Source organism: Massilia aurea, assembly GCF_040790145.1.
GTDB lineage: Bacteria > Pseudomonadota > Gammaproteobacteria > Burkholderiales > Burkholderiaceae_D > Telluria > Telluria aurea_C.
Genome location: NZ_JBFMMP010000003.1, coordinates 245723 through 267072, shown reverse-complemented (window position 1 = coordinate 267072; position 21350 = coordinate 245723). Strand labels below are relative to the sequence as shown.

The window sequence follows — 21350 nt, the reverse complement described above, 5'->3', positions numbered from 1 at the left end:
TTATTTGTCGTCGAGGTGGTACAGCAGCCAGAGCGCCGCCAGCAGCGGCAGGTTCTTGACCACCGGCCCGAATGGGTGCAGCAGATACTCGGGCAGCAGTAGCGCGATCGCGACGCTGCAGACTGCCACCACGCCCAGTTGGCCGAGCCACAGCCAGCGCCGCCGCGCCAGTAGCAGCGTGCCGACGCCCAGCAGCAGATCCAGGCCCGCCGCGCCATACAGCGCCGGCAGCTGCAGCTCGGGCGGCACGCCGGCCCGCGCCAGCAGCGCCAGGCTGTTCTCGATCGGCGCCAGCCCGGCCGCGACGATCGCCGTGGCGATCCAGAAGGCGGCGATGGCGTAGCGCAGGACAGGCAGCAGCCAGCCAAGCTTGGCGCGCGCCCGCTCGCACTCGGCATCCTGGATGAATTCACTGACGGGCCTTGGGGGATGGCCGATCAGGTTGGCGGTGAGCGTGACGTCGGCGCTGTTGTCATGATCGAGCATCGTCAAGGCATTGCGATCCAGGAGCGAGCCTGGAAGCAGCCCCGCAAAGCTGGCCGCCAGCCGCGCCACCGGCGCGGGCAGGTGCAGCACCGGTTGGCGGCCCATCGCCATCGCGCGGCGCAGGCTGGCCAGGTACGCGGTAAACGACATCGCCTGCGGTCCCACCAGCGGCACGCGCATCGTCGCGCCGCCGTCCGGCGCCATCGGCAGCCGATGCTTGAACAGGCCGAGGATGGCGGCGACCAGGTCGTCCACGTGGATTGGTTGTACCCGCTGTTCGCTGCCAAATTGCAGCGTGAACGGCATGCTGGCCAGCGTGCGCATGGCGCGCGCGCTGGTGCCGTCGCGGCCATACACGAGCGATGGCTGGACGATGTAGGAGCGCAGCGGGAGCGAGGCCAGGTAGTCGTCGGCTTCGCGCCTGGACAGGTGATACGGCGTGACGGCCTCGCCGTCGGCGCCCAGCGCAGATAACTGGATCACCATCTGCACGTCGTGCGATTCGGCGCAGGCGGCGAACAGGGCGCGCGGCGTTTCCTTGTGCAGACGGGCGAACGTCTGGCGCCCGCTCTCGCGAACAATGCCGACCGTATTGATCACGGCGTCGATTCCAGAGAGGCGCGACAGCCAGGTTGATTTATTGTTATCGTTGGTGAAATCAGCGTGGATGTAGCTCAGGCGCGGGTCATCGCTCTGTTCAGGGTGGCGTCCCGCACACACGACGTGGTGGCCTTCGGTCAGCAACGCTTGCAACAAGTGTTGCCCAACAAAACCGCTTGCACCCGTCAGCAAAATCCGCATCCGTTATTCCCTTTACGCGATCGAAAAGAGGATTGTATGAAATATACGGTATTACAGCGCGCACTGGTCTCCGGTGCGGCCTCGAGTATCGTCTCGACGGTCGCCATGGCGGTGGTCGCAAAGAAGGAAACCGGCAGTCCGTATGCCGCCACCAACGCCGTCAGCCACTACGTGCACGGTCCCAAGGCCAGCTTTCGCGACCGCTTCTCGCTGCGTTACACGGTGCCGGGCCTGTTGATCCACCATGCCAGTGCAACCGTCTGGGCACTCGTGTTCGAGCGCGTGATGGGCGGTGTGCTCGATCAGAAAAACCCGGCAGGCATCCTGGCGTCGGCGGCGGCGACATCGGCGTTTGCGGCCTTCACCGACCACAAGCTCACACCGCGGCCATTGCAACCGGGGTATCAGAAGCGCTTGTCGAACAAGTCGCTGGGGGTGGTCTATACGTCGATCGCCGTCGGCATGGCCCTTGGCGCGATGGTGTTGCGGCGTAATCAGCCGCCGAAGTGACGATGGTCAGGTGTGCGGTGCGGCCGCAAGCCGCCGCGCCGCTTGCGCCGGTGGCGTGTCGCCCAGCGGCAGCAGGCCGGCGCCACGCGCCAGTGCGCGCACCAGCGTGGCCTCGCCCAGGCGCAGGCCACGGCCGCGCAGTTGCGGCAGCGAGCGCACCGGCTCCGGTGTGATCTCGATGGCGGCGCGCACCAGCAGGCGCTGGAGCGGCCGCATGGGCGCCGGCAAAATCGGCGCCTCACCCATGATGCGGATAAAGTCGGCCAGGATGGCCGAGCCTTCCAGGCCAGGCGCAATGCCGGCCAGCGTGGCGTCCCACCCAGCCCACGAACGCGGCGCGCCCGTCGCGCCATACAAGCGCGCGGCATCCTCGGCTTCGGCAAACGCCGCATCCTTCTCACGCGCCGACAACGTGCGTGCATAGCGGTGATAGGCCTCGGTAAAGCCGAAGGTGGCCGTGGCCTGCACCCAGTCGAGCAGGCGCGGATCGTTCGCGTGGTACGGCACGCCACCGGGCGTGGTGCCGTGCACATGGCCGTGGATGCGCACCACGTTCGCGATCAGCTTCTCGGCCGCCGTGCGGGGGCCATACACGGTCATCATCGCGGCAAAGCCGGTGCGGCGCAGGCGCAGGCCAGGGTCGCGCTGGAAGCTGCTGTGGTCCCAGACGCCGGTGCGTACCGACGGCTCGGCCAGTTCGAGCAGCACCGCCGTCACGCCGCCGATGAACAGCGAGACCGGATTGGCGAACACCTGCCAGGCGATGCCGCCGGCAGGGGCCAGCGACGGTTCTCCCGCCGGCTGGCTGAAGTCGAATTCCATGCCGGCCGGTGGCTTCATCAACGCCTGGATCTGCGCCCTCACCTTACGCCTTCTTGCCGCGCATGCGCTGCACCAGCGTCACCACGCCGACGATGACGGCGCCCACGGCCACGCCAACGAGCGCGTCGATCAGGGTCGGGACCAGGAACGCCAGCACGCCGCCGATGGCCGGCACGTCGGCCACGCCGGCGGCCATGCTCTGCGCGAAGTGATGCACGGCAGGGATGGCGTGCGCGATGATGCCGCCGCCGACCATGAACATGGCGGCGGTGCCGACCACCGACAGCACCTTCATCAGGCGCGGCGCGAACGCCAGCAAGCCCTTGCCCAGGCCGCGCGCGGCGCCGTTCTGGCTTTTGCTCAGGTGCAGGCCGGCGTCGTCCATCTTGACGATGGCGGCCACCAGGCCATACACGCCGATCGTCATCACGATGGCGATGGTCACCAGCACGGCAACCTGCTGGCCGAACGCGACGCCGGCAATCGTGCCCAGCGAGATCACGATGATCTCGGCCGACAGGATGAAGTCGGTGCGCACGGCGCCCTTGATCTTTTCTTTTTCCAGCGCGACCAGGTCGACTTCGGGATTGGCGACCGCGGCCACGTGCGCGGCCTTGTGCTGCGCATCTTCTTCGGCGCTGTGCAGGAATTTGTGCGCGAGCTTTTCGGCGCCCTCGAAGCACAGGAAGGCGCCGCCGATCATCAACAGCGGCGTGATGAGCCACGGCAGGAACACCGAGATTGCCAGCGCGGCCGGCACCAGGATGGCCTTGTTGACGAGCGAGCCCTTGGCCACGGCCCACACCACCGGGATTTCGCGCTCGGCGCGCACGCCCGTGACTTGCTGCGCATTGAGCGCCAGGTCGTCGCCCAGCACGCCGGCGGTTTTCTTGGCGGCGACCTTGCTCATGACGGCAACGTCGTCGAGGACGGCGGCGATGTCGTCCAGTAATGTCAGCAAACTTGCTCCAGCCATGGGTGATGCTCCTTCAAAATTTAAGTTGCAATGATAGTAACCGAGGCTACGTAAAGGGCCTACACGCTTCAGCGCGGGTTTTTGCGTTTCAACCCCGCCAATCTGCATCTCGTCGCTTTTGCCGCGCTTTCCGGCCGGGCTGTACGTATCTTCCACATTGAAGGTTGCGGTGCTGCAGCCTCGTCCCCACCACGAAGGAGATCCCATGAACACCGATTCCATGCAAGCTGCCGCTCCCGTTCGCCGTGTCCGTCCTCCCAAGCGCAAGACCCGCATCACGATCTATCTCGACGACGAAGTGCTGAACGAATTTCGCACCTTGTCCGAGCGTTGCGGCACCGGCTACCAGACCCTGATCAACGCCGCGCTGCGCAACCGTTTGAACGGCCCGATCGTCGAAACCGGCGTGGCATAAGGCTTCCTTTCGAATTTCCCTCCCGGCGCGGCATTACACTTAGCAATATTTATGCTAATCTTCCCGCTCTTTTAACCCCGGAGGGATTTATGAAAAAAGGCGAACTGATCGCAGAATTCGCGAAGCGTACCGAGATGTCCGGTGCTGCCGCTGGCGTTGCCGTGAACACGATCATCGAGATCATCACCGAGCGCCTCAAAAAAGGCGACACGGTCGGCATCACCGGCTTCGGCACCTTCTCGGTGACCAAGCGCGCTGCACGCAAGGGCCGCAATCCTGCAACCGGCGAAGTGATCAAGATCGCGGCGTCGAAGAGCCCGCGTTTCTCGGCTGGCGCGACCCTGAAGGCATCGGTCAACCCGACCAAGAAGAAGTAAGCACCATCCACGGCCTTGCGCCGCGGCCCCCGTGCGGGCCGCGTGCGCGAGGCTGATGCCGTTGTTGTCGTTGTCCGCACCCTTCCCGCCCTCCCCGCTGTTCCCCATTTTCTGCCCGCTACCATGAGCTTCGCCACCTGGATCGCCTTTGTCATCGCCGGTTCCCTGATCGCCATTTCGCCCGGTTCCGGCGCGGTGCTGTCGATGTCGCATGGCCTGGCCTATGGTCTCAAGAAAGCCAGCGCCACGGTGCTCGGCCTGCAACTGGGCCTGGTGCTGGTGCTGGTCATTGCCGGCGCCGGTGTCGGCTCGCTCCTGCTGGCGTCGTCGGTGGCGTTCACGATCGTCAAGGTGGTCGGCGCGCTGTACCTGATCTACCTGGGCGTGAGCCAGTGGCGCGCCGCGCCCGCGCCCGGCCCCACCGCGTCGACGGTCGGCCTCGAAGCGCACCCGCCATTCGGCCGCCGCGTGCTGACGGGCTTCTTGACCAACACCACCAACCCGAAGGGCATCATCTTCATGGTCGCGGTGCTGCCGCAGTTCATTTCGAAAGACGCGCCGCTGCTCACGCAACTGGCGATCCTGGGCGTGACGATGGTGGTCATCGATTCGGTCGTGATGCATTGCTACGCCGCGCTGGCAGCTTCGATGCAGCGCTATATGCGCGACCCGCGCCACATGAAGCTGCAGAACCGCGTGTTCGGCGCGGTGCTGGTGGTGATCGGCTCGATGCTGTTCTTCGTGAAGCGCCAGCCGGGCTAACGGACGTGCATCTGCCAGCAGATGCAACTTTTTGTAAGCCGCATTGCCCCACTCATCATCGCGCGTTGTAATGCGCTTGTAGTTTTCCGTCCGCGTTCCCCTCCGGAGCACCACCATGACCCATCGTTTCGCCCCGACCGCAGCGCTGCTCGTACTGGCGGCGTTTTCCTCGTCCGTATCCGCGCAAACGGTGCTGCAGACTGACTCGCTCGAACAGGGCCAGGTGCAGTTGCAGGACGATGCGCAAGTGGCCGAAGCCCCGGGCCGGGTCGGGCGCATCTCGCTGGTGCAGGGCAAGGTCGACATCGGCGGCGATGTCGGGCTCGAAACCGCGCCCGCGCAAGTGAACTGGCCGATCACGTCACGCAACCTGCTCTCCACGGCGCCCGGCGCGCGCACCGAATTGCGGATCGGCTCCACCGCCATCCGGCTCGACGGCGACAGCTCGCTCGAGGTCACGGAGCTGGACGACGACAGCCTGCGCCTGCGCCTGCATTACGGCAGCGTGAGCGTGCGCGTGATGAACGTCGACGTCGTCCCGGAATTTGAACTGCGCACGGCGCAGGCCACCGTGCGCCTGACGCAGCCGGGGCGCCTGCGCGTGGACGCCGAGCGTGAACGCGATACGAGCCTGGTCAGCGTGCTCGATGGCGAAGCGCAGGTCGATGGCGCCGGCGCCAGCCTGACGGTGCGCGCCGGGCGCGCGGCCCAGGTGCGTATTGAGGACGTGCGCACGCTGCAGGCGCAGCGCGACAACTTCGACGACTGGTCGCTCACCCGCGACCAGGCCCTGGTGGCGGCGCAATCGTCGCGCCACGTCGGCACCGAGATGACCGGCTACGAAGAACTCGACCGCTACGGCAGCTGGAGCACCAGTTCGGATTACGGCAGCCTGTGGACGCCGCAGGTTGCAGCCGACTGGACGCCCTACCGCGACGGCAGCTGGACCTTCATCGCCCCGTGGGGCTGGACCTGGGTCGACAATGCGCCGTGGGGTTATGCGCCGTTCCATTACGGGCGCTGGGTGCAGGTGCGGGATCGCTGGGCCTGGGCGCCGGGCCGCATCGAGCGGCGGCCGGTGTGGTCGCCGGCGCTGGTCGGCTGGGTCGGCGGCAGCAACTGGAATGTCGGTTTCCAGTCGCATAACCTGGCGGCGCATGGCTGGTATCCACTGAGCCCTTATGACCGCTACGTGCCCGGCTACCGTCTGTCGAGCGAGCGCCTGCGCCGCCTGAATGACTGGCGCCACGCCACGCGCCGCGCGCAGAATCAGCCGGGCCGCCACAATGGCCTGACCGTCGTGCCGCGCGACCAGTTCGGCGGGCGTGGTCCGGTGATCGTACCGCGTGCGCCGCGTCCGAATCGTCCGCCGCAGGTGGCGCCGGGCACGCCGGGCAGCGCACCGCCGCCGCCACTGGTGGCGCGCGCCGGCTGGAATCGGGACCAGCGCGACCGGCGCGACCTGCTTGAGCGCGCGAACGTCGAGCGCACCGGCGTCGAGCGCATGCAGTTCGAGCAGCAGGCGCGCGAACGGGGTGAACAAGAACGGCTGGCGCGCGAACGCAATAACGGCGAGCGCCTGGCGCGCGAGCGCATGGACGGGCAGGAGCGGGCGCTGCGCGAGCAGGGCGAGCGCGAACGGATGGGCCGCGAGTTCGAGAACCGCAACCAGATGGACCGCATGCGCTTCCAGGTCGAGCGCAACGACCGCGAGCGCATGGGACGCGAGCGTATGCGCGAGCAGTCGGAGCGCAATCAGCGGCAGCCGGTCATGTCGACGGGGGCGCCGGTGTTTGCGCGGCCCGATCCACGACCGCAGTCGCGGCCTGAGTCGCGGCCTGAATCTCGTCCCGAATCGCGACCGACCTTGAATGCCCCGCCACGCCCGGCTGCGCCGCCGCAGATGGTGGCCCCGCCAGCGCCGCGGCCGCAGCCATCGGCGCCGGCGTTCACGCCTCCGCCGCGCAACAATGACCAGCGCGCCCATACCGACGCACGCGGGGTGTCGCGCGTGGAGCGCTGAGCAATACCGGCGGTTTTCAGCCCACCCTTGGGGCGAAACCGCCGGTATTGGCTACAATGCGCTTTTGCACAGGATTTCAGCCATGGACCCAAAAGATTCCCTCATCGAATACCCGAGCGACTTCCCGATCAAGGTGATGGGCGCGAGCCACATCGACTTCGCCCCGACCATCGTGGCGCTGGTGACCCAGCTCGATCCGACCTTCGACGACAGCAAGCTGGAAACCCGGCCGTCGGCGCAGGGCAACTACACCGGCCTGACCGTGACGATCCGCGCCACCAGCCGCGAGATGCTCGACGAGGTGTACCGCACGCTGTCGACCCATCCGATGGTCAAGATGGTCCTGTAACGACGTTCGCCGCAGATGTCATCGACCGCTCCCCTGATTCGTGAACTCGGCCAGGCCGACTACGAGCCCACCTTCGCCGCGATGCGCGCCTTTACCGACGCGCGCACGCCCGAAACGCGCGACGAGTTGTGGATCGTCGAGCATCCTCCTGTGTTCACCCTGGGGCTGGGCGCCGACCGCGAGCACGTGCTGGCGCCGCACGACGTCCCGGTGATCCAGACCGACCGTGGCGGCGAAGTGACCTTTCATGGGCCGGGCCAGGTCGTGATCTATCTGTTAATGGACCTGCGCCGCAACAAGCCGGGCGGCAAGCTGTACGCGCGCCAGTTTGTGGAAAAAATCGAACAGGCGGTGATCGATGTGTTAGGGGCGTATAATCTTGGCGGTGAGCGCGTTGCCGGCGCACCGGGCATCTATATCGCAGACGGTCCGCGCAAGGGCGCCAAGATCGCCGCGCTGGGCCTCAAAGTGCGCGGCAATGGTTGCACCTACCATGGCGTATCGCTGAACGTGGCGATGGACCTGGCCCCGTTCACCTGGATCAATCCGTGCGGTTACTCCGGACTGGTCACAGTCGATATGCGCACGATGGGCGTCGACGCGCCGCTGCACGATGTACAGCGGGCGCTGGCCCAGGCCCTGGTCGACCAGCTGGCGCCCGAAGGCGTCCAGCCAGACCCGAACAAACCAACTGACAGCCCGTGAGGGCAACGAGCCTATGACTTCCGAAATCGACACCGGCGTCGCCGCCGCAGCCGCCTACAACGCCAGCGAAAAGCAAAAAGGCGCCAGCAAGACGTCGCGCATCCCGATCAAGATCGTGCCGATCGCCGAGATGGAGCGCCTGAAAAAGCCGGACTGGATCCGCGTCAAGGCGGCTACCGCCTCGTCGCGCTTCTACGAAATCAAGGACATCCTGCGCGCCAACAACCTGGTGACGGTGTGCGAAGAAGCAAGCTGCCCGAACATCGGCGAATGCTTCGGCAAGGGCACCGCGACGTTCATGATCATGGGCGACAAGTGCACCCGCCGCTGCCCGTTCTGCGACGTCGGCCACGGCCGCCCGGATCCGCTCGACATCAACGAGCCGGCCAACCTGGCCAAGACCATCGCAGCACTGCGCCTGTCGTACGTCGTGATCACCTCGGTCGACCGCGACGACCTGCGTGACGGCGGCGCCGGCCACTTCGTCGAGTGCATCCAGAAAACGCGCGCCTCGAGCCCGAACACCAAGATCGAAGTGCTGGTGCCCGACTTCCGCGGCCGCCTCGACAAAGCACTGAACATCTTCGCCGACGGCTTGCCCGACGTGATGAACCACAACCTGGAAACCGTGCCGCGCCTGTACAAGGAAGCCCGTCCGGGCGCCGACTACACGCACTCGCTGGTGCTGCTGCGCGACTTCAAGAAGATGTACCCGAGCGCGGTGACCAAGTCGGGCATCATGGTTGGCCTGGGCGAGACCGATGAAGAAATTCTGCAGGTCATGCAGGACATGCGCGACCACGACATCGACATGCTCACCATCGGCCAGTATCTGGCCCCGACCAATTCGCACCTGCCGGTACGCCGCTACGTGCACCCTGACGTCTTCAAGATGTTCGAAGAAAAGGCGTACGAGATGGGCTTCGTGCACGCGGCTGTCGGCGCGATGGTGCGCTCGTCGTATCACGCCGACCAGCAGGCGCACAACGCGGGCGTGGCGGCGTAAAGCCGAGCGCAGTAAAGAGCGGCGCGCCACAAGGCATCTGCTCCAGTTACACCCAGCACGTCGTCCCCGCACAGGCGGGGACCCAAGTTTGCCAGCGTTTCGATAGCGCATGCAGTACTTGGGTCCCCGCCTCCGCGGGGATGACGTTTTTGCGCTGGTAGCAAGTGGCACCCGCGCGGTGCGATCGCCGCCGCCGCGATATAGTGACGCCATCAAGATTTTCAGCACCGAGCCATGACCGATCACCAAGACCTGTCCCCATCCGACCAAACCGATGACGCCGCCCTCGAGCGCGAACTGAACCTGGCCGCGCGTGGCATCGAACTGGTCAAGATGGAGGGGCGCGTGTTCCTGCGCTTCTCGGGCGAAGTGCATTACGAAGGCTTGCACGTGCCGTATCGGCTGGTGCCGGCGCGCGGCGTGCTGGCCAAGCCGAGCAAGTGGCGCAAGATGGATTTGCTGGCCCGGCGCGTACTGATCGAAGAGCGCACCGGTGACGCCGACCTGGCGCGCCTGCACCAGGAGGCCGAGGAATTCGTGCGCGACCTGGCGGGCGACGCCGACGATGCCGGCTACGACCCGATGCTGTTTCTCGATGTGCTCGACGAACTGCAGACGTCCGAGCCGGCCGAGTACGTGTTCCAGCGGATATCGCAGCGCCTGACCCACGCGATCGAGCGCGACTCGGAAGAGCGCCACGCGGCGCGCACCAAAGAGAGCATCAACCTGGCCGAGTACCCGCGCTCGTTCGAGGTCGCCAGCCGCATGGGCCGCAAGTTCATTGCGCTCCTGGGCCCCACCAACTCGGGCAAGACGCACCGCGCGATGGAAGCGCTGGCCAAGGCCCCGAGCGGCGTGTACCTGGCGCCGCTGCGCCTTTTGGCGCTGGAGAACTACGAGCGCCTGCAGGCTGCGCGCCCGCATGGCAATGCGATCAAGGTCAGCCTGATCACCGGCGAAGAACGGCGCCTGGTGGAGGGCGCCACGCACGTGGCCAGCACGGTCGAGATGCTCGACACCAAAACGTCCATCGACGTGGCCGTAATCGACGAGATCCAGATGCTGGGCGACCGCGACCGCGGCGCCGCCTGGACCGCCGCCGTGTGCGGCGCGCCGGCGTCGGTCGTGTACCTGGTGGGCGCGCCGGAAGCGCGGCGCGCGATCGAGGCGCTAGCCGAGCGGCTCGACGTGCCCCTTGAAGTGCATGTGCTCAAGCGGATGGGGCCACTGGAGATGGAACCGATGGCCGTGCGCAAGCTGTCGAACCTGCGCCGGGGCGACGCCGTGATCGCGTTCTCGCGGCGCGAGGTGCTCAAGTGGCGCGATATGATCACCGACAAGGGGCTGTCGGTGGCCACCGTCTACGGCAACCTGTCGCCCGAGGTGCGCCGCGCGCAGGCCGAGCGCTTCCGCGACGGGCAGGCCGACATCGTGGTGGGCACCGATGCATTGGCAATGGGCCTGAACATGCCGATCGCCCGCATCGTGATGACCACCACGGTCAAGTACAACGGCGTCGACGAAGAAGAAATCCCGGCCGCGCTGGCCAAGCAGATCGCGGGCCGGGCAGGGCGCTATGGCGTGCACGAAGAAGGGTTTGTCGTCGGTTTCGACGACGAGACGCACCAGGTCATGCGCGCGCTGATGAAAGAAAAAATTCCGCCGGTGGCAGCGACCGGTTTCGCGGTGGCGCCGTCGCTCGAGCAGTTGCACCGCATCTCGGCGGTGACGGGCGAAACGTCCCTGGTCAAGCTGCTCAAGCGGTTCGTTCACAATATCGACGTGCCGGACGGCTTCTTCTACCCGCGCATCACCGAGGATCAGAACGAGCGCGCCGAATGGCTCGACACGCTGCCGCTGTCGGTGGCCGAGAAGTTCATGCTGTCGCTGGTGCCGATTTCAAGCCGCGTGCCGGCGCTGCAAAAGGCGTGGGAACACTGGTGCTTGTCGCTGGCGAAGAAGCACGTCGTCAAGCTGCATGGGCACAGCAATCCGCAGCAGCTGTTCTTCATGAACCTGCAAGAGGTGGAAGACCAGTGCCGCGTGTATTCGGCGTATGCGTGGCTGGGGTATCGGGCGCCAGAATACTTCCCGAGCATCGCACTGGCGCAAGAGCTGGCGCGCGAGGCGTCCGAGCGTGTCGATGCGCTGCTGCAGCAGCAGAATGCGGCGGCAAGGCAGCGTGGTGGTGGGAAGCAGGGGGGCAAGCGGCAGGAGGGGCGGCGGCGGTGAGTACTTGGGTTCCCGCCTGCGCGGGAACGACGGTTTTGAGGTCGCGGACCATAGAAGACCGCTCTCTACGATAGCGCCAACACGTCGTTCCCGCGAAGGCCTCGGCGGCCCCGCGGCAACCCAAGCCCGCCGAGTAGAGCACAACCTCAAACGCAGCCACGCCTCTCAGTGTACGATTGCCGCTTTCATAAAAACACCGAGACACACACCATGAGCATCCCCCACACCCCCGACGCCTTCAACACCTTCGGCGCAACGTACCTGCCCGGCCACCTCGGCATCCGCATCACCGAAGTCAGCCCTGGCAAGCTCGCCGCCGAAATGCCCGTCGCGCCGCACCTGCTGGCCCCCAACGGCTACCTTCACGCCGGCAGCGTCGTCACGCTGGCCGATACCTGTGCCGGTTATGGCTGCATCAGCAACCTGCCGGAAGGCGCGCAGAACTTCACGACGATCGAGTTGAAATCGAACCACCTGGGCACCGCGCGGGAAGGCACCATCGCCTGCGTCGCCACCGCCGTGCACCTGGGCCGCACCACGCAGATCTGGGATGCGACCGTCACGGACAAAGCCAGCGGCAAGACCATCGCGCTGTTCCGTTGCACGCAGATGATCCTGTATCCGAAAGCGTAAGCGCCTTACCCGGCCAGCTCTTTTTCAATCAGTTTGTGCACCGCGCCGAAGTCCGGCGCGCCGACATAGGTCTTGATGATGCGGCCCTGCTTGTCGATCAGGAAGGTGGTGGGCGTGAGCGTGACGTCGCCGAACTGGCGCGCGATATCGCCCGCCGAATCAAGCGCCACGGTAAATGGCAGCTTGCGCTGCTCGGCGAAATTGAGCACGTAGTCGGGTCGGTCGTACTGCATCGCGACGGCGACGAATTCGAGGCCCTGGTCCTTGTACTTGTTGTAGGTCGCGACCATGTCTGGCATCTCCTTGACGCAGGTGACACATGACGTGGCCCAGAAGTTGACCATCACGACTTTGCCGCGCATCGACTGCGTTGACACCTTGTCGCCGGCGATGCTGATGAAGGTGACGTCGGGCGCCGGCGTGCTGCTGGCCAGCGACGCGTAGCCGATGCCGGCCAGCGCCAGCACGACGGCGCCGATGGCGGCAGGCTTGATCCAGGAACGGGAAGGGTTGGATGCGGTCATGGTCGTCGATCGGATAAAAAAAAGCGGCAGGGCCATTATAGCCCTGCCGCTTTTTTGCATGGTTCGGATGAACCGCTATATCAGGAACCCTGCGGTGCGTTCTGCGCGTTGACCTGCTTCGAGCGCGCGTCTTCTTCGCTGATGTACTCGAAGATCTTCACCACGCGCGTCACGCCCGAGACGCCCTTGGCGACATCGGCGGCGATATTGCCTTCGCGCGGGGTGACGAGGCCCATCAGGTAGACCACGCCGCGTTCGGTCGTGACCTTGAACGAGATCGCCGACACGGTCTTCATGTCGACCAGGCTGGCCTTGACCTTGGTGGTAATGAGCGCATCGTTCGAGCGCGACGTGTAGCTCGACGATCCCGAAATCTCGAGCTCGTTGATGACCGACACCACGTTCTCGATCTTGCGCACTTCGCGCTCGGCCGCAGCCTTCATCGCCGCATCGCGCACTTCGCCGGTGAGCAGCACCTTGCGGTTGAAGCTCGTGACGTTGATGTTACCGCTGCCGCCGGTGACGTCGCGCATTTTCAGCTCGGCCTTGACCGTGACCGACTTGTCTTCGGTCTGGGCGCCCAGCGTGCGGCGGTCGACGGCCGATACGGCGCTGCCGATGCCGGCGCCGACGATCAGGCCGAAGCAGCCCGACAGCGATGCGAGCAGGGCCGAGCCCAGAACGACTTTGGTCAACAGCACGGCCATGGGCCGGCGGGTATTACGCATTCTCGTCTCCTCCGAACAGCGCGACGTCGATGCCGTCGCAGATGCAGTGAATGGCGCACAGGTGAACTTCCTGGATCCGCGCGGTGCGCGAATGCGGGACGTTGACGTGGACGTCGGCGTCGGTCAGCAGCTTGGCCAACTGGCCGCCATCCTTGCCTGTGAACGCCACGATGCGCATTTCGCGCTCGAGCGCCGCTTCGACCGCAGCGAGCACATTGCCCGAGTTGCCCGAAGTGGAAATGGCCAGCAGGATGTCGCCGGCCTGGCCGAAGGCCTGCACCTGCTTGGAATAGATTTCGCGGAAGCTGTAGTCGTTGCCGACGGCAGTCAGGATCGAGGTGTCGGTGGTCAGCGCGATCGCCGGGAGCGGGAAGCGCTCGCGTTCGAAGCGGCCGACCAGCTCGGCGGCGAAGTGCTGGCAGTCGGCGGCCGAGCCGCCGTTACCGCAGGCCAGGATCTTGTTGCCATTGGACAGGGCGCCGAACATCAGTTCGACCGCCTGCGAAATGTGGGGAGCGAGGGTTGCAGCCGACCTCATCTTCAGGTCGGCGCTCTCCTGGAAGTGAGCGAGGATGCGTTGTGTATTCATAGCCGAGGATTATAGTGTAGTAGCAAGGGGCGCTGGGCAAGGACGGTAAAAATTGCTTACACTTCAATGACGTTCTGCAACCACTCGAGGTGCTCGCCATCGATGGCGACCACGTCGAAGCGGCAGGGCGGGGTGACGGGAAAGCGCAGCAGATACACCTGGGCCGCGCAGATCAGGCGCCGGATCTTGGCCGGCGTGATGCTGGCCGCAGCGCCGCCCTGTTTGCTGCTGGCGCGCTGGCGCACCTCGACGAAGACGAGGGTGGCGCCGTCGCGCATGATCAGGTCGATTTCGCCGCCCTTGCAGCGAAAATTTTCTTCGACCGGCGCCAGCTTGTGGCGGCGCAGGTGGGCCGCAGCAACGCGTTCATATTGCTGGCCCTGGGCCTGCCTTTGGGACAGGCGCCCGGGCCACATGTCATTGGCCGGTAGCGACCGCTTCGAACACGCGGCCGGTGATGGCGACGCCGTCTGGGCCCGGCATGGCGTCACGCACGACGACACCGGTTTCAACGCGGCGGAACGCGCGCGCGCCTTGCCCCATGTCGATCGACAGGCGGCCGGTGGCGCCGTCGAGCTCGAACGAGCCGGACGGGCGCAGCGACAGTTCGCGCGCGATGCGGTAGGCGTCGATGCCCAGCGCGTACAGGCGCTGCAGGTCGAGGCCCTGGCCGCCGCTGCTCCAGCTCGGGTAGCTTGCCATTGACGGATGATCGGCCTGCACGGTCCAGGGCAGGTCGAGGATGCGCACGCCGACCAGTTCGGCCGGGATGCTGGCGGGATCGCGGCCCGGATTGACCGAGGCCGTGCCGTAGGTGGGCGTCGAGGTGCCGAGCGCGCTGCGCACCTGGCGCAGGCTGTTGGCGTCGAGCGCCGCGTAGACCAGTTGCGGCGGCTGCGACTGCAGGCGCGCGCGCAAGTCGGCCAGCGCGTTGCCGTCGACATAGCCGTCGGCATTGGGCAGCTCGACCGTGTTCTGGGTGCGGCCCAGCTCGGACCAACGCGCGCTGAACGCGCCCGACAGGCGCTGCTGCCAGGTGGCGCGGCCGGTCAGCACCAGCGCCTGGCCGGCTGGCTGCTCGCTCGCGGCCCAGTCGGCTACCTGGCGCGCTTCGTCTTCGAGCGAAAAGCCGATGACGAGCATTTTGGACGGCAGCGCGGACGCCACTTGCGGGTGATTCAGGGCGATGGTGGGCTTGGTGATGGCGCCGCTGGTGGCCAGGGCCGCCACGGCAGGGCGCGCGAGCGGGCCGACCACGATATCGTTGTCGGCTGCCGCCGCGCGGTAGGCCTCGAGCGCGGCTTGCGACGAGTCGCCAGTGGGCACCAGGTTGACGGTGATGCCGCCGCGCTGCTGGTCGTGGGCCGCCATGAAGCCGGCGCGCACCGCTTCGGCCGGCTGGGCCAGCGCCTGCGATTGCAGCGGCAACAGCAGGGCGACGCGCACGGTGGGGCCAGCCGGCATGGCCGCTGCACTCGGCATACTGCCGTCGGCGTTCGGCGGCGCTTCGACCGGGCTGGTCTGGACACCGCTATCGGAACGCGGCGCAGGTGGTGTATAAGCAGGCGTGACAGGTGCAGCACTTGTCACTGGCGCGCCTGGGCCGCACAATCCGCCTGGCATGCCACAGCCGGTATCGGGTGGCAGCGGCGTACTGCCGCACGCGGTGAGCAGTGTCGTTACGGAGACGGCAATCAAGCCCGTGAGATTATTTTTCTTCAGCATCGGAACCCTATATGACAGAACAGCAGACCATCGACATCGCCCGACTTCCCGTCATGGGCGAGGCGGCCCAGCAGTCCTATCCTACCGCAACGCTGTATGTCGTGGCTACTCCGATTGGCAACGTCACCGACATCACGCTGCGTGCTTTGCACCTGCTGGCCCTGGCCGACGTCGTCGCCTGCGAAGACACGCGCAAGACTGGCGCGTTATTGCAACGCTTTGGCCTGGCCAAGAGCACGATCGCCGCGCACCAGCACAACGAGCGCGAAGTGGCCGATAAAATCGTCGAGCGCCTGCGCGCCGGCCAGCGCGTGGCGCTGGTGTCCGATGCCGGCACGCCGGGCGTGTCCGATCCGGGCGCGCGCATCGTCGATGCGGTACGTACTGCCGGCCTGAATGTGGTGCCGCTGCCCGGCCCGTCGGCGGCGATCACGGCGCTGTCGGCCAGCGGCCTGGTCAATGACCGTTTTCATTTCGTCGGCTTCCTGCCGGCCAAGGCCAAGGGCCGCGAGTCGGCGCTGGCGCCGCTCACGCGCGAAACATCCACGCTCGTGTTCTATGAGGCGCCGCACCGGATCGTCGATTGCGTGGAGGCCCTGGTGGCGGCGTTCGAGCCAACCCGCCAGGTGGTGTTTGCGCGCGAACTGAGCAAGATGTTCGAAGAGGTCCACCGCTGCACGCTGGGCGAGGCGCTGGCCTGGGTCAAGGCCGACGCGCACCGCGAGAAGGGGGAATTCGTCGTGCTGGTCGAAGGCGCGGTGGCAGCGAGCGACGCCGAAGACATCGAGGCCGAGCGCGTGTTGCAGATCCTGTTGACCGAATGCAGCGTAAAGCAGGCAGCCAATCTGGCCGCGCAGATCACGGGGCGCAAGAAAAATGCGCTGTATGAGCGGGCCTTGCAGATCAAGGGTGAATGATCACCATTTGCAGCCAGAATCTTTCTTATCCATTAACAGGAAAATCGGCGCCAGTAGTCCGCCCGGCACGCCATCCTTGCAATCGCGGCGCTTGGCGCCGGCAATACTGCGCGCCAGCGGCGTCTCGGTCTGCAACGCCGGTTCCGGGAATTGCGCCAGCGCCGTGCCTGCCTTGGCCGGATCGCGCAGGTTGGCGTTGGCACGGGCGACCTGGCGCGCTGCATCCATATCGAACGCCGGCGCCGCCGGCGTCTCTGACTGTTGCACGACGAATGCCTCCGGCGCCGCCGCTGGCGTGTCGGGCACGGCGATCACCGCTGTCGGCGGCGCACGCCGTGCCGTGCGCGACGCCGCAGGCGCACGCGGCGTGACGGGCTCGACGCGCTGCTCGGGGGGAGGCGCGGGCGGCGCGATGGTGACCAGGATCGACATCGGTTCCGTCAACGCTGCCTCGAGCGTGTTCGTGTTGCTGTTCCGGTACGCCAGCAACAACAGCGCATGCACCGCAAGCGATACCACCACGCCGACGATGACGCGTCGATTGCTGCGCTGCCGGCTGGCCGGATCGTCATAGCTCACTGCTATCTGCATAAGGTTCCTGTCTCACAAGCGCATGAACGCGACAACAGGCCTATTTTGACGCGAAAACCTTGACCGAGTCACGTCGAACCGGTATTATCTTGCTTCTTCGGAGTGTAGCGCAGCCCGGTAGCGCACCTGGTTTGGGACCAGGGGGTCCAAGGTTCGAATCCTTGTACTCCGACCAGCATTAAGAAAAAAGCCGACAACGTGAGTTGTCGGCTTTTTTCGTTGTCGGGCCGTTTTTTGTCAGCCGGCGCGCCTGGCTGCGATTGCATTGCCAGCGCGGCTGATGCTTTTGCGGCCCAGCTGCGCCGAGATGAACAGCCCGGCATCGACCACCTGGTCCAGGTCCACGCCCGTCTCGATCCCCAGCCCCTGCATCAGGTACAGCACGTCTTCGGTCGCCACATTGCCGGTTGCACCCTTTGCATACGGGCAGCCGCCCAGGCCTGCCACCGACGAGTGGAAAATCGCCACGCCCACTTCCAGCGCCGCATAGATGTTCGCCAGCGCCTGGCCATACGTGTCGTGGAAGTGGCCGGCCAGCTGATGCATGGGAAACTCCTGCGCCGCGCGCAGCATCACCGCCTGCGTCTGGCGCGCGGTTCCCACGCCAATCGTGTCGGCGATGTCGATCTCGTCGCAACCCAGGTCGCGCATGCGCGCCACCACGTCGGCGACGGCGTCCAGGGAGACCTCGCCCTGGTACGGGCAGCCGAACGCCGTGCTGATTGAGCCCCGCAGGCGCAGGCCATGCTGTTTGGCCGCCTGCGCAACCGGCGCGAAACGCGCGATCGATTCGGCAATCGAACAGTTGATGTTTTTTTGCGAGAACGCCTCGGACGCCGCGCCGAACACCACGACCTCGTCGGCCTTGCCAGCCAGCGCGGCGTCGAAGCCCTGCATATTCGGCACCAGCGCCGAGTAGATCGTGCCGGGGCGGCGTTCAATGCGGGCCAGTACCTCGGCGGACGTCGCCATCTGCGGCACCCACTTGGGCGAGACGAATGCCGCCGCCTCGACATTGACGAACCCGGCGCGCGCCAGGCGCTCGACCAGTTCGACTTTCACGTCGGCGCCCAGTGCTTCTTTTTCGTTCTGCAAACCGTCGCGCGGGCCGACTTCGACAATCTTGACCTTCGTTGGCAGGGGCGTCATTTTTCAGTATCCACGTTGGCGGTCGACCAGGTCGGCGACCGGTTGGCCATGTTCAAAAGCGTCGATCTTGGCGACGATCTGGCGCACGGCGTCCTGGCGCATGGTGAGCGCCGAAATATGCGGGGTGAGGGCGATGCGCGGCTCGTTCCAGAACGGGTGCTGGGCCGGCAGCGGCTCGTTGCGGAACACGTCGAGCGTGGCGCCGGCAATGTGCCCGGAGCGGATCAGCGTCATCACGTCCGGCTCGGCCACGATCGCGCCGCGCGACACGTTGATGAGATACGCGCCCGGCGCCAGCTTGCCCAGGTTGTGACGGTCGAGCAGGTTGGAGGTCTCTGGCGTCAGCGGCAGCAGGCAGACCAGCACGCGCGTGCCGTGCAAGAAGTCACCCAGTTGCTCCATGCCCGCGTAGGTTGGCACGCCCGGGATGTCTTTCGGGCTGCGGCTCCAGCCGCGCACGGGAAAGCCGAAGTGGCGCATCGCCTCGACCACCGGCATGCCCAGCCGGCCCAGGCCCATGACGCCAATGGTGAACGATTCTTTCGGATGCTGCGGCAGCGGGTTCCAGGCGCCGTGCCTGGCCTGTTGTTCGTATTCGTCGAAGCGCCGGAAGTAGCGCAGCACGGCATGCGCCACATACTCGGCCATCTGCACGCCCATGCCGGCGTCGCCCAGCCGTACCAGGGGCGCGCGGGGCAAGGCGTCGCCAAACTTGAGCACCGCGTCGACGCCGGCGCCCATCAAAAAAATCGCCTTGACGTCGCCCAGCTGCGCCAGGAGGCCCGGCGCCGGGTTCCACAGCACCGCGTAATCGCAGTGCTCCAAATGCTCGCCTTCTTTCCAGATGACGGTCTGGGCGCCCGGCATCACGCTGGCAAACGCGTGTTCCCATGGCTCGCTGACGCCATCGCCCCGGTACAGGACAATACGCATGTCTCCCCCTCATTGTGTAGGGTGTTTTTTTTGGGTGTTGCTTACGCTGCCTTGAAGGCCAGCAGCGGCGCGCCATCGGCGACCTGGTCGCCGACTTCGTACAGTACTTCTTCCACCACGCCGTCGCCCGGCGCGGCAATCGTGTGTTCCATCTTCATGGCTTCCATGATGACGAGCGGCTCGCCCTTCGCCACGGCCTTGCCGGCACTGACGAGCACCGCCACCACCTTGCCCGGCATCGGCGCCGTCAGGCGGCCGCCGAGCGTTTCGACCTCGCCCGCATGCGCCATCGGATCATTGTACGTCAGCGTGTAATGCTGACCGCCCGTGAACACGTGGAACACGTCGCCGTCGCGGCGCACGACGCCATGCACGGCTTGATCGCCCAGCCGCAGCGCCAGTTCGGCGCCATTGCGGCCGACACGTTCCACGCGCTGCGCCTGGCCATCGAGGTCGATGTCGAGCGCGTCGCGCAAGTAGGTCAGGCCGACGCGGTACGCGCCGCCGACTTGCGCCGCGCTGTACTCGTCCGACCATGACAGCGTGCGGCGGTAGTCGGCATTCATGCGCCAGCCGCGCGCCTGGCGCCATGGGTCACTGTCATTCGCACCATCGTTGGCAGCGGTATCGAGCAGCGCCAGCGTGGCCAATGCCAGCGCGCCCAGCGGCGCCGGCGCGGCAGGCGGGAACAGCGTCGCGCCATGGCGCTCGATCAGGCCCGTATCCAGGTCGGCCGTGGCAAATGCCTCGCCCTCGACCAGGCGCTTGAGGAACGCGATATTGGTTGCCAGCCCGACGATGCGGAACTCGCCCAGCGCCTGCGACATGCGCGCCAGCGCCTGGGTGCGGTCCGCGCCCCAGACGATCAATTTCGCGATCATCGGGTCGTAGAACGGTGAAATCGCATCGCCTTCGCGCACGCCCGAGTCGACGCGCACGGCGGCCGGGTTGGCGCCATCGCGACCGAGCTCGAACGCCACCGCACGCGGTACGTCCATATGGCGCAAGGTGCCGATCGACGGCAAGAAACCCTTCTCGGGATTTTCGGCATACACGCGCGCTTCGATCGCGTGGCCGTGGATGCTCAAATCGTGCTGCTGTTGCGGCAGCGCTTCACCGAAGGCGACCCGCAACTGCCACTCTACCAGGTCGGTCCCGGTGATCATTTCCGTCACCGGATGCTCGACCTGCAGGCGCGTGTTCATCTCCATGAAGTAGAACGAGCCGTCCTGGTTGGCGATGAATTCGACGGTGCCGGCGCCGACGTAGCCGACCGCGCGCGCGGCGTTCACCGCCGCTTCGCCCATCGCCGCGCGCCGCTCTGGCGGCATGCCGGGCGCCGGCGCTTCTTCCAGCACCTTCTGGTGGCGGCGCTGCACCGAGCAATCGCGCTCGTGCAGGTAGACGCAGTTGCCGAGCGTGTCGGCAAAGACCTGGATTTCAATGTGGCGCGGGCGAATCAGGTATTTTTCGACGAGCACCTTGTCGTCGCCGAAGCTGGAGATCGCCTCGCGCTTGCACGAGGCCAGGGCGGCCTCGAAGTCGTCGGAGCGCTCGACCACGCGCATGCCCTTGCCGCCACCGCCGGCGCTGGCCTTGAGCAGCACCGGGTAGCCGATGGCGTCGGCCTGCTGATGCAGGAATACTGGATCCTGCTCGTCGCCGTGGTAGCCCGGCACGAGCGGCACGCCGGCAGCCTCCATCAGCTGCTTGGCGGCGGATTTGGAACCCATCGCGCGCATCGACGACGCAGGCGGGCCGACGAACACCAGGCCGGCGGCGTGGACGGCGTCGGCGAAGTCGGCGTTTTCAGACAGGAAGCCGTAGCCAGGATGGATCGCTTGCGCGCCAGTGGCCCGGGCGACCTCGATGATTTTCTGGCCGCGCAGGTAACTGTCGCGGGCGGCGGCGGGGCCGATCAGGACTGCCTCATCGCACACCGCGACGTGCTTGGCGCCGGCGTCGGCCTCGGAATAGACGGCGACAGTACGAATACCCATGCGGCGCGCGGTAGCGGCGACACGGCAGGCGATCTCGCCACGGTTGGCGATGAGGAGTTTGGTGAACATGCGCGTTATCTTTCGCTTATGGTTGTTC

23 protein-coding genes and 1 tRNA gene are annotated in these 21350 nt (G+C 66.1%); 12 read left to right on the top strand and 12 right to left on the bottom strand.

The window, feature by feature from the left end; translation table 11 throughout:
* A complete protein-coding gene (locus tag AB2N08_RS07835; RefSeq protein WP_367610072.1) occupies positions 1-1287 on the bottom strand; it encodes an SDR family oxidoreductase in 1287 nt (428 codons plus the stop codon).
* A gap of 36 nt (positions 1288-1323) precedes the next feature.
* Here AB2N08_RS07835 and AB2N08_RS07830 point away from each other — a divergent pair, with 36 nt between their 5' ends.
* Positions 1324-1797: a hypothetical protein gene (locus tag AB2N08_RS07830; protein WP_367610071.1), complete on the top strand. Its 474-nt coding sequence runs from the start codon at positions 1324-1326 to the stop codon at positions 1795-1797.
* A gap of 6 nt (positions 1798-1803) precedes the next feature.
* Here AB2N08_RS07830 and AB2N08_RS07825 read toward each other — a convergent pair whose 3' ends face one another.
* Entirely contained in the window at positions 1804-2661 is an 858-nt protein-coding gene (locus AB2N08_RS07825) for an oxygenase MpaB family protein (protein ID WP_367610070.1), read from the bottom strand.
* A 1-nt stretch (position 2662) separates the two neighbouring features.
* Complete coding sequence (locus AB2N08_RS07820; RefSeq protein ID WP_367610069.1) at positions 2663-3595, bottom strand: DUF808 domain-containing protein; 933 nt, start codon at positions 3593-3595, stop codon at positions 2663-2665.
* A gap of 205 nt (positions 3596-3800) precedes the next feature.
* Between AB2N08_RS07820 and AB2N08_RS07815 the strand changes: the two genes are divergently transcribed.
* From AB2N08_RS07815 to AB2N08_RS07775, 9 genes are all read left to right on the top strand, one after another.
* Positions 3801-4010, top strand: a complete 210-nt coding sequence (locus AB2N08_RS07815) for a BrnA antitoxin family protein (protein ID WP_367610068.1) — start codon at positions 3801-3803, stop codon at positions 4008-4010.
* Positions 4011-4099: 89 nt separating this feature from the next.
* Positions 4100-4387, top strand: coding sequence for an HU family DNA-binding protein (locus AB2N08_RS07810; protein WP_183554962.1), 288 nt, complete (start codon positions 4100-4102; stop codon positions 4385-4387).
* Between the two features lie 123 nt (positions 4388-4510).
* Positions 4511-5149: a LysE family transporter gene (locus tag AB2N08_RS07805; RefSeq protein ID WP_367610067.1), complete on the top strand. Its 639-nt coding sequence runs from the start codon at positions 4511-4513 to the stop codon at positions 5147-5149.
* Positions 5150-5264: 115 nt separating this feature from the next.
* Positions 5265-7172, top strand: a complete 1908-nt coding sequence (locus AB2N08_RS07800; RefSeq protein ID WP_367610066.1) for a DUF6600 domain-containing protein — start codon at positions 5265-5267, stop codon at positions 7170-7172.
* Positions 7173-7254: 82 nt separating this feature from the next.
* Entirely contained in the window at positions 7255-7521 is a 267-nt protein-coding gene (locus AB2N08_RS07795; RefSeq protein WP_367610065.1) for a DUF493 family protein, read from the top strand.
* Between the two features lie 15 nt (positions 7522-7536).
* Entirely contained in the window at positions 7537-8226 is a 690-nt protein-coding gene (gene lipB / locus AB2N08_RS07790) for a lipoyl(octanoyl) transferase LipB (RefSeq protein ID WP_367610064.1), read from the top strand.
* Positions 8227-8239: 13 nt separating this feature from the next.
* Positions 8240-9232, top strand: coding sequence for a lipoyl synthase (lipA, locus tag AB2N08_RS07785; protein WP_367610063.1), 993 nt, complete (start codon positions 8240-8242; stop codon positions 9230-9232).
* A gap of 234 nt (positions 9233-9466) precedes the next feature.
* Positions 9467-11464: a helicase-related protein gene (locus tag AB2N08_RS07780; protein WP_367610062.1), complete on the top strand. Its 1998-nt coding sequence runs from the start codon at positions 9467-9469 to the stop codon at positions 11462-11464.
* A gap of 210 nt (positions 11465-11674) precedes the next feature.
* Complete coding sequence (locus AB2N08_RS07775; protein WP_367610061.1) at positions 11675-12097, top strand: PaaI family thioesterase; 423 nt, start codon at positions 11675-11677, stop codon at positions 12095-12097.
* A 5-nt stretch (positions 12098-12102) separates the two neighbouring features.
* Here the strand turns inward: AB2N08_RS07775 and AB2N08_RS07770 are convergent, their stop codons facing one another.
* The 5 genes from AB2N08_RS07770 to AB2N08_RS07750 form a co-directional block, all read right to left on the bottom strand.
* The gene (locus AB2N08_RS07770) at positions 12103-12621 is read right to left on the bottom strand and encodes a TlpA disulfide reductase family protein (protein WP_367610060.1); all 519 of its coding nucleotides are present in this window, start codon (positions 12619-12621) and stop codon (positions 12103-12105) included.
* An 80-nt stretch (positions 12622-12701) separates the two neighbouring features.
* Positions 12702-13349 carry a BON domain-containing protein gene (locus AB2N08_RS07765; protein ID WP_367610059.1) on the bottom strand — a complete coding sequence of 216 codons (648 nt, stop codon included), beginning with the start codon at positions 13347-13349 and terminating at the stop codon, positions 12702-12704.
* Positions 13342-13938, bottom strand: a complete 597-nt coding sequence (locus AB2N08_RS07760) for a phosphoheptose isomerase (RefSeq protein ID WP_183555000.1) — start codon at positions 13936-13938, stop codon at positions 13342-13344. Before AB2N08_RS07760 ends, AB2N08_RS07765 begins: the two co-directional genes overlap by 8 nt.
* A gap of 56 nt (positions 13939-13994) precedes the next feature.
* Positions 13995-14354: a YraN family protein gene (locus AB2N08_RS07755; RefSeq protein WP_367610058.1), complete on the bottom strand. Its 360-nt coding sequence runs from the start codon at positions 14352-14354 to the stop codon at positions 13995-13997.
* 1 nt (position 14355) lies between these two features.
* A complete protein-coding gene (locus tag AB2N08_RS07750; RefSeq protein ID WP_367610057.1) occupies positions 14356-15663 on the bottom strand; it encodes a penicillin-binding protein activator in 1308 nt (435 codons plus the stop codon).
* An 11-nt stretch (positions 15664-15674) separates the two neighbouring features.
* Between AB2N08_RS07750 and rsmI the strand changes: the two genes are divergently transcribed.
* Positions 15675-16580 (top strand): 16S rRNA (cytidine(1402)-2'-O)-methyltransferase, encoded by a 906-nt coding sequence (gene rsmI, locus AB2N08_RS07745; protein ID WP_367610056.1) that lies wholly within the window; start codon positions 15675-15677, stop codon positions 16578-16580.
* Here rsmI and AB2N08_RS07740 read toward each other — a convergent pair whose 3' ends face one another.
* The gene (locus AB2N08_RS07740; protein WP_367610055.1) at positions 16581-17171 is read right to left on the bottom strand and encodes a hypothetical protein; all 591 of its coding nucleotides are present in this window, start codon (positions 17169-17171) and stop codon (positions 16581-16583) included. It lies immediately after the preceding gene.
* 98 nt (positions 17172-17269) lie between these two features.
* On the opposite strand from AB2N08_RS07740, the gene AB2N08_RS07735 reads away from it, so the two are divergent.
* Positions 17270-17346, top strand: a tRNA-Pro gene (locus AB2N08_RS07735).
* 62 nt (positions 17347-17408) lie between these two features.
* Here the strand turns inward: AB2N08_RS07735 and AB2N08_RS07730 are convergent.
* The 3 genes from AB2N08_RS07730 to AB2N08_RS07720 are packed head-to-tail and all read right to left on the bottom strand — an operon-like array spanning position 17409 to position 21322.
* On the bottom strand, positions 17409-18320 hold the full coding sequence (locus tag AB2N08_RS07730; protein ID WP_367610054.1) for a hydroxymethylglutaryl-CoA lyase: 912 nt from the start codon (positions 18318-18320) through the stop codon (positions 17409-17411).
* Between the two features lie 3 nt (positions 18321-18323).
* Positions 18324-19253 (bottom strand): 2-hydroxyacid dehydrogenase, encoded by a 930-nt coding sequence (locus tag AB2N08_RS07725; RefSeq protein WP_367610053.1) that lies wholly within the window; start codon positions 19251-19253, stop codon positions 18324-18326.
* 41 nt (positions 19254-19294) lie between these two features.
* Positions 19295-21322, bottom strand: coding sequence for an acetyl/propionyl/methylcrotonyl-CoA carboxylase subunit alpha (locus tag AB2N08_RS07720; protein WP_367610052.1), 2028 nt, complete (start codon positions 21320-21322; stop codon positions 19295-19297).
* Positions 21323-21350 lie beyond the last annotated feature (28 nt).